The following is a 10,504-nucleotide window of genomic DNA, read 5'->3' as shown; positions in this document are numbered from 1 at the left end:
GGCCCTGAAGGCAATCCTCGCCGATTACAACGCCCAATACGGCACCAATCACAAGATCGGCGAATTCGACCTGTACTACCAGGATGTGCAGAAACGCATCAAAGACCAGCAATGGCCGGATGCCGACCTCAAGAAGGCTTACCCCAACCAGCCGCACCACAAGATCGACATCACGATTGTCGTCGACATGCTGCTGACCGGCTTCGATTCCAAGTTCTTGAACACCCTCTACGTCGACAAGAACCTGAAGCATCACGGCTTGATCCAGGCCTTCTCGCGCACCATCGAGTGCTGAACGCCACCAAGCCCTATGGCAACATCCTCGACTTCCGCCAGCAACAGGACGCAGTCGATGCTGCCATCGCGCTTTTCTCGGTGAGGCAGCTGCCGAAAAGGCCCGCGAAATCTGGCTGGTCGACAAGGCCCGGTGGTCATCCAGAAACTGGAGACCGCGGTCCAGAAGCTTGATACCTTCATGAAATCGCAGGGGCTCGACTGCGCCCCGGAAGCGGTGCCCAATCTCAAGGGCGACGCGGCCCGTGCGGCCTTCATCGAACACTTCAAGGAGGTCCAGCGGCTCAAGACCCAACTTGACCAGTACACCGACCTGACCGAAGAGAACCGAAAAAACATCGAACAGGTTCTGTCACGCGACAACCTGCTCGGCTTCCGCGGCGCTTATCTGGAAACCGCGCAGCGCCTTCGCGCCCAGCAGGGCCCAGCAGCGGAGAAGCCCAGCCAGGAAGTTGACCAACTGGATTTCGAATTCGTTCTCTTCGCCTCAGCCGTCATCGACTATGACTACATCATGGGCCTGATCGCCCGCTATTCCGAGGCGACACCCGGCAAGCAGAAGATGAGCCGCGAGGAACTGATCGGCCTGATCCAGTCCGACGCCAAGTTCATGGATGAGCGCGAGGATATCGCCGCCTACATCAATACCCTCAAGGCGGGTGAGGGTCTCAGCGAAAAGGCCATCCGCGAGGGCTATAGCCGCTTCAAGGCGGAAAAGAACGCCGTGGAACTGGGGGAGATCGCGGGCAAGCACGGCTTGGCAACCGAAGCGCTGCAAGGCTTTGTCGACGCCATCCTGCAACGCATGATTTTTGACGGCGAAGCGTTGACTGACCTGATGGAACCCATTGGCCTGAACTGGAAGGCGCGGCGGGTGAAGGAACTGGACCTGATGGCGGACCTGATGCCGCTGCTGCTGAAGCGCGCCGGTGGGCGCGAAATCTCGGGGCTCAGTGCCTATGAGCAATAAGGTGACATCCTTATCGGCAGCGGGAGGCGGGTCTGTGTTGGAACCCGCGCTGCGTTTTCCAGAGTTTTCCGGCCAACCCGTGCAGAATCTGCACCTGGGGGACGCCACGACCGAAAGCACTGAGCGAAACGGCGATGGTCAAGCCACGCCGCAAATCATGGGGGTATCAAAAGTCGATGGTATCGTGCCGATGGAAGTGCGCACCATCGCGGCTGACACGGCACGCTACAAGTTCGTGCGAAAGGATTGGTTCGCTTACAACCCGATGCGGCTTAACATCGGCTCGATCGCCCGCTGGCAAGGTGACGACGACATTCTGGTCAGCCCTGACTATGTTGTTTTCAAATGCAAGAGCGGCGGCCCACACAGGCTCGATCCTGCCTATCTCGATCACTTCCGGCGCTCCGGCGCATGGGAGGACTTTGTGTCGGAGAAGGGTGATGGAAGCGTTCGTGTTCGTATCTATTACAAGGACCTGGCGCGCCTGCAATTGGCACTGCCGTCCTTCCCCGAACAACAGAAGATCGCCGACTGTCTGGACCTGGCGGACGCGCTGATTGCCGCGCAGGGGCGAAGGTGGAGGCGCTTAGGTCCCACAAGAAAGGCCTGATGCAACAGCTTTTCCCCCAGGAAGGCGAAACCCAACCCCGCCTCCGCTTCCCCGAGTTCGAGGGAGAGGGGGAGTGGGAAGAGCGGCCATTCGAGGACTTTGTTGCTAGGTCGTTCTACGGAACATCAAGTTCAACTTCGCCGACAGGTCTTTACCCAGTTCTGCGAATGGGAAACATGGTTGACGGTAGCATCGATTTTTCAAACTTGGTCTATATTGACTTGGACTCCGCTACCTTTGGCTCGCTCAAGCTTGAGGATGGGGATATTCTCCTAAATCGGACAAATAGCCCGGCCCTGGTTGGAAAGATTGCTCTCTTCCGATCGGAAATGGGGTGCATCACCGCTTCGTACATCGTTACTTATCGATTGAAGAAATCTCGCATGAATTCCGCATTCTGCAATGCAATGCTGAATACAGCATTGTATCAAGCGCGGATTAAGAAACTTGCGAAACCAAGCGTTAGTCAAGCGAACATCAATCCAACCGCGTTCAAGAAAGAACTGATCGTCTCAACACCGTCGTTGCCCGAACAGCAGCGCATCGCCGACTGCCTAACGTCCCTCGACGACCTTATCTCCGCCGCAGCCCAAAAGCTAGATACGCTCAAGACCCACAAGAAGGGGTTGATGCAGCAGCTTTTCCCTCAGGTCGGGGAGGTCTGAGCAGTGCCAGACGCCAACTTTGATGATCTGCCCGCACTGGCGCAGCACCTGCGAGACGAGCTTGAAGCGAAGAAGTCGGTCCTGATCTATGCCTACAACGGCACGGGCAAGACCCGGCTTTCAACTACCTTCAAGGACATCGGCAAGGTTGTGACTGCCGAAGGTGAGACGACGGCGCAGGACACGCTCTATTTCAACGCCTTCACTGAAGACCTGTTCTTCTGGGACAACGATCTGGCAAACGACCTGTCGCGCGTGCTGAAGATCAACAGCACCTCGCGATTCTTCGCGGGCCTGGGCGAATTGGAGATGGACAACCGTATTCGCCCCCTGCTGAACCGCTATGCCGATTTCGATTTCCGCATCGATACAGCCGAATGGACAGTCAGATTTTCACGCGTGGTGCAGACGGCTGGGACTACGGCGACGGTCGAGGACATCAAGATTTTCGCGGCGGAAGAGAACATCTTCATCTGGTGCTTCTTCCTGGCCATCCTCCAACTCGCCGTTGACGAGGCCGAGGCCTACAAGTGGGTGAAGTACGTCTATATCGATGACCCGATCTCATCGCTGGACGAAAACAACGCAGTAATGGTTGCCCATCACCTTGCTCAAATGCTGAAGGATGCGCCGAGCCGTATTCGGGTGGTTGTGTCGTCGCACCACGTGCTGTTCTTCAACGTGCTCTGCAACGAGATGAAGAAGCCACGGATGTATTTCCTGACCCGGCAAAAACAGTCGGGCGGGCACACCTTCAAGGTTCAGGAAACCGACAGTACACCGTTCCTCTATCATCTGGCGTCGCTGGTTGCGATGCAGCAGGCGCAGAAGTCGGGGGCGCTTTATACCTACCATTTCAATATGCTGCGCCGGTGATGGAGCAGACCGCCGCCTTCTTCGGCTACGCCAAATGGCACGACTGCATCAAGCCAGAAGCCGACGATCCCAACGAGATTATTTACAAGCGGGTCATCGATATGATGAGCCATGGTGACTACTCGCTCTACGAACCCAGCGAGATGATGCCCGAGAACAAGGAGCACTTCGGCAGGCTTTTGAAGCAGTTCATCACGATGCATCCGTTCAGCCCCGCCTTGTTCCCAGAAGACGCACAGGAAAATCCATGAACGACCAAATCCAAAAGCAACTGGGCAAGACGCTCTGGAACATCGCAGACACGCTGCGCGGGGCGATGAACGCAGACGATTTCCGCGATTACATGCTGTCCTTTCTATTTTTGCGTTATCTCTCGGACAATTACGAAATGGCCGCCAGAAAGGAGCTCGGGCGCGACTACCCGGATCCCAACACGATCGGCAATGGCGGGCGCTCGCCGCTTTCCGTTTGGTACGCGCAGAACCCCGACGATATTTCGGCTTTTGAAAAGCAGATGCGCCTCAAGGCGCATTACGTCATCAAGCCGGAACACCTCTGGGCCAGCATCGCCCACATGGCGCGCACCCAGAGCGACGATCTGCTGAACACGCTGCAGGCAGGCTTCAAATATATTGAGAACGAGTCCTTCCAGAGCACGTTCGGGGGACTTTTTTCGGAAATCAATCTCGGCTCAGAAAAGCTTGGCCGGAGCTATGCAGATCGCAACGCCAAGCTCTGCACCATCATCACCGAGATCGCCAATGGGCTCGCCGATTTTTCATCCGATGTTGATGCACTGGGCGATGCTTACGAGTATCTGATAGGCCAGTTTGCCGCCGGTTCCGGAAAAAAGGCAGGGGAGTTCTATACCCCTCAGCAGGTGTCTGACATCCTTTCCGCGATCGTGACGCTGGACAGCCAGGAACCCGCAACCGGAAAGAAGGAGCGCCTCGCCAGTGTGCTCGATTTCGCGTGTGGCTCCGGCTCGCTGTTGCTGAACGTGCGAAAGCGCATGGGACCGCATGGCATCGGGAAAATCTACGGGCAAGAAAAGAACATAACCACCTATAATCTCGCTCGCATGAACATGCTGCTGCACGGCGTGAAAGACACCGAATTCGAAATCTACCATGGCGACACACTGACCAATGACTGGGACATCCTGCGAGAGCTGAACCCTGCCAAGAAACCCTCGTTTGATGCGATCGTGGCCAACCGCCCTTCAGCCTCCGTTGGGAACCGAGTGAAGCGATGGGCGACGACGTGCGGTTCAAGAATCACGGGCTGGCGCCCAAATCCGCCGCAGACTTCGCGTTCCTGCTGCACGGTTTCCACTACTTGAAGGATGAGGGCGTGATGGCCATCATCCTACCGCACGGCGTGCTGTTCCGGGGGGGGCAGAGGAGCGTATCCGCACAAAGCTGCTTGAGGATGGTCACATCGACACCGTGATCGGCCTGCCCGCGAACCTTTTCTATTCGACCGGCATCCCGGTCTGCATCCTCGTGCTGAAAAAGTGCAAAAAGCCGGATGATGTGCTCTTCATCAACGCGGCCGAGAACTATGAAAAAGGCAAGCGGCAGAACCGCCTGCGTGAAGGGTTAGATGGCAAGCCGAATGACATTCAGAAGATCATCGAGACGTATCAGTTCCGCAAGGAAGAGGAGCGCTTACTCCAAGCGCGTGAGCATGGAGCGCATCGCTGAGGAGGGGTTCAACCTCAACATCTCCCGATACATCAGCACTGCTGTGGCTGAGGCTGAAATCGACCTGGATGCAACGCAGCAGGAATTGATCTCGATCGAAGACCAAATTCGGGAAGCAACGTCGAACCACAACTCGTTTCTGAGAGAATTGGGGCTTCCAGTTCTTCCTGGGACCGAATGAGATATGCCGCTCTGGCTCTCCGCACCGTCAGAGCGTCAGGAGTACAGTAAAAGATGGGCTGGTCGGCCCGTCGCTGCGATGCGCATGAGTGACTGCTTCGGAGCGCGGCACCAATGATGCGAGAGGCGGCTCCGGGCCGACTTTGCAGCGTCGCTCAGATCACCTGCGCGAGGATGGGCTTGCATGATGCACGGCATCCGCGTTATCCCTTGATCAGGACCTGGCTGGAACGTCTTGCTGTGCGAGCAGATGTTCATATCCCCTGTGAGCCGCACATTCGCACAGCATCGCGCCAGTATTTGCGCTATGCCATGCTGCTCAGGACTACGCCAATGCCCTATTCCGTACGCTGCCAACACCCGAACGCCGCCATGCGCTTCTCTGTAACGCATTGGAATTGCTTCGTAGAGTTCGTGCACCCCAAAAGGTCACGGCACGACGATGGCACGGCAACCGAGCACCATTCACAAGGCGGAAGCGCAGATCGGCAAACCCGAGCTGACGCTTACGACTGCCTCGGATGGCCGCGATCCTCGGCTGGTCGCTCTGGTCCGCCTTCTCGCGCGCCGGGCCGCGCGCGGCCTCTACGAGCAACAGCTGAAGGATCACCGGCCGCCGCACCCTTGAACACTGTGGAGGCCTGACCATGCGCGTTGCCATCTACGCCCGCTATTCCTCGGACAATCAACGCGAAGCCTCCATCGCCGACCAGTTGCGCATGTGCCGGTTGCGGGCCGAGAAGGAAGGCTGGACCGTCGTCGAGGAATATTCCGATCATGCGATCTCCGGCTCCAGCATGATCCAGCGGTCCGGTCTCCAGGCCGTGATCCTGGATTCCTCGCGCGGCCGCTTCGACCTGATCCTGGCGGAAGCACTGGACCGCATCAGCCGCGATCAGGAGGACATCGCCGGGATCTACAAGCGCATGCGCTATGCCGATGTGAAGATGTTCACGCTCTCGGAGGGCGAGATCAGCGAGTTGCATGTCGGATTGAAGGGGACGATGAACGCCCTCTTTCTGAAGGATCTGGCGGACAAGACCCGGCGCGGGCAGCGCGGCCGTGTGGAAGCCGGTAAGTCGGGAGGCGGCAATTCCTACGGCTACGACGTGGTGAAGAAGTTCGACAGCAACGGTGAAGCGGTCCGGGGCGACCGCACCGTCAATCAGATACAGGCTGAAGTCATCCGCCGCATCTTCCGTGACTATGCTGCGGGCAAGTCTGCCAAGCGCATTGCCGTTGAGTTGAACCAGGACGGGATCGAGGCCCCTTCGGGCGGAGACTGGGGTTTCAGCACCATCAACGGCAACCAGAAGCGCGGTAATGGCATCCTGAACAACGAGATGTATGTCGGCAAGCTGGTGTGGAACCGGCAGCGGTTCATCAAGGATCCCGATACTGGAAGCGGCAGGCGCGTCCCAATCCGGAATCCGAATGGGTGATCCAGGAAGCGCCCGAACTTCGGATCGTCGAGGACGACCTGTGGAACTCAGTGAAGGGCCGGCAGAGGACGGTCAAGCATGCCACGCGGGATGAGGATGATCCGAGCGAGAACCACTTCCGCGACCGGCGACGGCCGAAGTACCTGCTATCCGGCCTGACCAAATGCGGCTGTTGCGGCGGGGGCTACTCGATGATCTCCGCGCATCTGGTGGGCTGCTCGACCAGACGCAACAAGGGCACCTGCGACAATGACATGAACATCCGTCGGGATGCGCTGGAAGAGCGGGTCCTGAACGCCCTGCGCCACAACCTGATGAAGCCGGAGCTGTTTCAGGAGTTCTGCGACGAGTTCACGCGCGAGATGAACAAGCTGCGGATGGAAGGCCGGGCGTCAATCGACGCCGCAGAGGCCGAGATCAAAAAGATCGACCGGGAGCTCGACACGCTCGTTGACCTGATCCTCAAAGGTGGCGCAGCTGATCGTCTCAACGAGAAGATGGTCAAGCTGGAACGCCGGCAGAAGGACCTGAAGGCCTTTATGGGCCGAAGCAGATGAGCCCCTCCCCTGCTGCACCCGAACATGGCGCATCACTACCGCGCGCAGGTCGAGGAACTCTATGCGGCCCTGCAGGAGGATTCCGAGGCCCGGCGCATGGGCGCCGCTGATGTTCTCCGTTCTCTGGTGCAGGAGATCGTCCTGACACCGGACACGGCGAGCGGCGAGCTTCAGATCGAAGTTCACGGCGATCTGGCGGGCATTCTGACGATTGCTCTTGAACGCAAAAAGCCCGCCGGTGGGGCGGGTGGTTCGCAAGTTGAGATGGTTGCGGGGACAGGATTTGAACCTGTGACCTTCAGGTTATGAGCCTGACGAGCTACCTGGCTGCTCCACCCCGCGGCCGTTATCCCCTCGGGGTTAGTATGAGGGGATTTGTATCGTATTGGAGAGAGAAGTCTCTGATCAGGTTTGGCGGTTACCTACTCTCCCACGTCTTGAGACGCAGTACCATTGGCGTAGAGGCCCTTAACGGCCGAGTTCGGGATGGGATCGGGTGTTTAGCCACCACTATGACCACCAAACCGGAACAGAGACTTGCGGATTTGATCCGCGAACATCGATGTATTGTTCAGGTCTGTACGACTTTTGGTGCTTGTATATGGCTGTCTGTCGGTTAGCGAAGGTTTATGCCTTGCTTTTACCGGATCAAATCAAGCCAATCGGGCAATTAGTACCAGTCAGCTGAATGCGTTACCGCACTTACACCTCTGGCCTATCGACGTGGTGGTCTACCACGGCCCTCAAGGGAGGCCTAGTTTTGAAGGGGGCTTCACGCTTAGATGCCTTCAGCGTTTATCCTGTCCGAACATAGCTACCCTGCACTACCGTTGGCACGATAACAGGTCCACCAGTGGTTCGTTCAACCCGGTCCTCTCGTACTAGGGTCAACTCTTCTCAAGCCTCCTGCACCCACGGCAGATAGGGACCGAACTGTCTCACGACGTTCTAAACCCAGCTCACGTACCTCTTTAAACGGCGAACAGCCGTACCCTTGGGACCTGCTCCGGCCCCAGGATGAGATGAGCCGACATCGAGGTGCCAAACGATGCCGTCGATATGGACTCTTGGGCATCATCAGCCTGTTATCCCCAGAGTACCTTTTATCCGTTGAGCGATGGCCCTCCCACTTGGGACCACCGGATCACTATGGCCGACTTTCGTCTCTGCTCGACTTGTCAGTCTCGCAGTCAGGCTGGCTTCTGCCATTGCACTCAACGACCGATTTCCGACCGGTCTGAGCCAACCTTCGCGCGCCTCCGTTACGATTTGGGAGGCGACCGCCCCAGTCAAACTCCCCACCATGCAGGGTCCCGGATCCGGATAACGGACCGCGGTTAGACATCAAGAAGGCGAAGGGTGGTATCTCAAGGATGGCTCCACTCAGACTGGCGTCCAAGTTTCAATGCCTACCACCTATCCTGCACATCACATTCCTGATGCCAATGCAAAGCTAGAGTAAAGGTTCATGGGGTCTTTCCGTCTAACCGCGGGTAGTGTGCATCTTGACACACAGTTCAATTTCGCTGAGTCCACGTTTGAGACAGCGGGGAGATCGTTACGCCATTCGTGCAGGTCGGAACTTACCCGACAAGGAATTTCGCTACCTTAGGACCGTTATAGTTACGGCCGCCGTTTACCGGGGCTTCAATTCAGAGCTTGCACCCCTCCTTTTAACCTTCCGGCACCGGGCAGGCGTCAGACCCTATACGTCGTCTTACGACTTCGCAGAGCCCTGTGTTTTAAGTAAACAGTCGCCACCCCCTGGATTGTGCCCCCCGCCCATACTTGCGTACAGACGGGGCTCCCTTCTCGCGAACTTACGGGAGCATTTTGCCGAGTTCCTTAAACGTGGTTCTCTCAAGCGCCTTGGTATACTCTACCTGTCCACCTGTGTCGGTTTAGGGTACGGTCTGATGGAGGGCTATTTCCAGGAACCTCTGAACGGCCTTCCCAATCCGATAAGGGAAGACAATCTTCGAGATCCGTCACATCCTCCTGGCCACGGAATATTAACCGTGTTCCCATCGACTACGCCTTTCGGCCTCGCCTTAGGGGCCGGCTTACCCTGCTCAGATTAGCTTTAAGCAGGAACCCTTGGACTTTCGGCGAGAGGGTCTCTCACCCTCTTTGTCGCTACTCATGTCAACATTCTCACTTCTGATCTCTCCACCGGATGCCTTACAGCCCGGCTTCACAGAAAGAACAGTGTCTCTGCGTTGGTCCCCATTATCCGAGGATAAAGGATCAACAAGAGACAGCGTTCTATATCACAGAACGCTCCGCTACCACGCACATCGCTGTGCATCCCGAGCTTCGGCTCATGGCTTGAGCCCCGATACATCTTCGCCGCAGGACAGCTTATCTAGACCAGTGAGCTGTTACGCTATCTTTAAAGGATGGCTGCTTCTAAGCCAACCTCCTGGTTGTTTTGGCCGTCCCACATGCTTTCCCACTTAGCCATGAATTAGGGGCCTTAGCTGCAGGTCAGGGTTGTTTCCCTCTTCACGACGGACGTTAGCACCCGCCGTGTGTCTCCCGGATATTACTCATCGGTATTCGGAGTTTGGTTAGGCTCAGTAAGTCTGTGGGACCCCATTGCCCATCCAGTGCTCTACCCCCGATGGTATTCGTCCGAGGCGCTACCTAAATAGCTTTCGCGGAGAACCAGCTATCTCCAGGTTTGATTAGCCTTTCACCCCTAGCCACAAGTCATCCAGACCCTTTTCAACGGGTGTTGGTTCGGACCTCCAGTAAGTGTTACCTTACCTTCATCCTGCTCATGGCTAGATCACCTGGTTTCGGGTCTGATCCAACGAACTCTGTCGCCCATTTAAGACTCGCTTTCGCTGCGCCTACACCTATCGGCTTAAGCTCGCTCGTTAGACCAAGTCGTTGACCCATTATACAAAAGGTACGCCGTCACCTCTCAAGGAGGCTCCGACTGCTTGTAGGCGTCCGGTTTCAGGTACTGTTTCACTCCCCTCGTCGGGGTGCTTTTCACCTTTCCCTCACGGTACTGGTTCGCTATCGGTCAGTAAGGAGTACTTAGCCTTCGGAGGTGGTCCTCCGATCTTCAGACAGGATTTCACGTGTCCCGCCCTACTTAATATGTGCAATGGTGCTTCCAATACGGGACTGTCACCCACTATGGTTGGCCTTTCCAGACCATTCTTGTCACACTTCATGCATCGGCTGATCCGC

General features: G+C 56.9%; 13 protein-coding genes, 1 tRNA gene and 2 rRNA genes (1 of these 16 running past the window's edge). 13 read left to right on the top strand and 3 right to left on the bottom strand.

Features of this window, described 5'->3' with window-relative positions:
* The 13 genes from QNO18_RS19975 to QNO18_RS25750 all read left to right on the top strand — a co-directional run.
* Window positions 1-295 (top strand): hypothetical protein (locus QNO18_RS19975; RefSeq protein ID WP_283179266.1); only part of this gene is annotated, 295 nt, incomplete at its 5' end.
* Between the two features lie 132 nt (window positions 296-427).
* Entirely contained in the window at window positions 428-1,264 is an 837-nt protein-coding gene (locus QNO18_RS19970; RefSeq protein WP_283179265.1) for a hypothetical protein, read from the top strand.
* 37 nt (window positions 1,265-1,301) lie between these two features.
* A complete protein-coding gene (locus tag QNO18_RS19965) occupies window positions 1,302-1,874 on the top strand; it encodes a hypothetical protein (protein ID WP_283179264.1) in 573 nt (190 codons plus the stop codon).
* Window positions 1,874-2,539 carry a restriction endonuclease subunit S gene (locus tag QNO18_RS19960; protein WP_283179263.1) on the top strand — a complete coding sequence of 222 codons (666 nt, stop codon included), beginning with the start codon at window positions 1,874-1,876 and terminating at the stop codon, window positions 2,537-2,539. Before QNO18_RS19965 ends, QNO18_RS19960 begins: the two co-directional genes overlap by 1 nt.
* 3 nt (window positions 2,540-2,542) lie before the next feature.
* Window positions 2,543-3,415, top strand: a complete 873-nt coding sequence (locus tag QNO18_RS19955; RefSeq protein ID WP_283179262.1) for an anticodon nuclease — start codon at window positions 2,543-2,545, stop codon at window positions 3,413-3,415.
* Window positions 3,415-3,666, top strand: coding sequence for a hypothetical protein (locus QNO18_RS19950; RefSeq protein ID WP_283179261.1), 252 nt, complete (start codon window positions 3,415-3,417; stop codon window positions 3,664-3,666). Before QNO18_RS19955 ends, QNO18_RS19950 begins: the two co-directional genes overlap by 1 nt.
* Window positions 3,663-4,757 (top strand): N-6 DNA methylase, encoded by a 1,095-nt coding sequence (locus tag QNO18_RS19945; RefSeq protein ID WP_283179260.1) that lies wholly within the window; start codon window positions 3,663-3,665, stop codon window positions 4,755-4,757. The genes QNO18_RS19950 and QNO18_RS19945 overlap by 4 nt, the downstream gene beginning before the upstream one ends.
* Complete coding sequence (locus QNO18_RS25760; protein ID WP_349293904.1) at window positions 4,667-4,867, top strand: N-6 DNA methylase; 201 nt, start codon at window positions 4,667-4,669, stop codon at window positions 4,865-4,867. The genes QNO18_RS19945 and QNO18_RS25760 overlap by 91 nt, the downstream gene beginning before the upstream one ends.
* Window positions 4,864-5,121 (top strand): N-6 DNA methylase, encoded by a 258-nt coding sequence (locus tag QNO18_RS19940; protein ID WP_349293903.1) that lies wholly within the window; start codon window positions 4,864-4,866, stop codon window positions 5,119-5,121. The genes QNO18_RS25760 and QNO18_RS19940 overlap by 4 nt, the downstream gene beginning before the upstream one ends.
* A complete protein-coding gene (locus QNO18_RS19935; protein WP_283179259.1) occupies window positions 5,105-5,302 on the top strand; it encodes a hypothetical protein in 198 nt (65 codons plus the stop codon). The genes QNO18_RS19940 and QNO18_RS19935 overlap by 17 nt, the downstream gene beginning before the upstream one ends.
* Window positions 5,303-5,743: 441 nt before the next feature.
* Window positions 5,744-5,929 (top strand): hypothetical protein, encoded by a 186-nt coding sequence (locus tag QNO18_RS19930; RefSeq protein WP_283179258.1) that lies wholly within the window; start codon window positions 5,744-5,746, stop codon window positions 5,927-5,929.
* A 19-nt stretch (window positions 5,930-5,948) separates the two neighbouring features.
* On the top strand, window positions 5,949-6,743 hold the full coding sequence (locus tag QNO18_RS25755) for a recombinase family protein (protein ID WP_349293902.1): 795 nt from the start codon (window positions 5,949-5,951) through the stop codon (window positions 6,741-6,743).
* Window positions 6,740-7,300: a zinc ribbon domain-containing protein gene (locus QNO18_RS25750; protein ID WP_349293901.1), complete on the top strand. Its 561-nt coding sequence runs from the start codon at window positions 6,740-6,742 to the stop codon at window positions 7,298-7,300. The genes QNO18_RS25755 and QNO18_RS25750 overlap by 4 nt, the downstream gene beginning before the upstream one ends.
* Window positions 7,301-7,565: 265 nt before the next feature.
* Here the strand turns inward: QNO18_RS25750 and QNO18_RS19920 are convergent.
* From QNO18_RS19920 to QNO18_RS19910, 3 genes are all read right to left on the bottom strand, one after another.
* Window positions 7,566-7,642, bottom strand: a tRNA-Met gene (locus tag QNO18_RS19920).
* Window positions 7,643-7,709: 67 nt separating this feature from the next.
* Window positions 7,710-7,824, bottom strand: a 5S ribosomal RNA gene (rrf, locus tag QNO18_RS19915).
* 125 nt (window positions 7,825-7,949) lie between these two features.
* A 23S ribosomal RNA gene (locus QNO18_RS19910) occupies window positions 7,950-10,504 on the bottom strand (it continues 354 nt past the right edge of the window).

Source organism: Gemmobacter sp. 24YEA27, assembly GCF_030052995.1.
Classification (GTDB): Bacteria; Pseudomonadota; Alphaproteobacteria; order Rhodobacterales; family Rhodobacteraceae; genus Pseudogemmobacter.
This window is presented reverse-complemented; position numbering and strand designations above follow the sequence as displayed.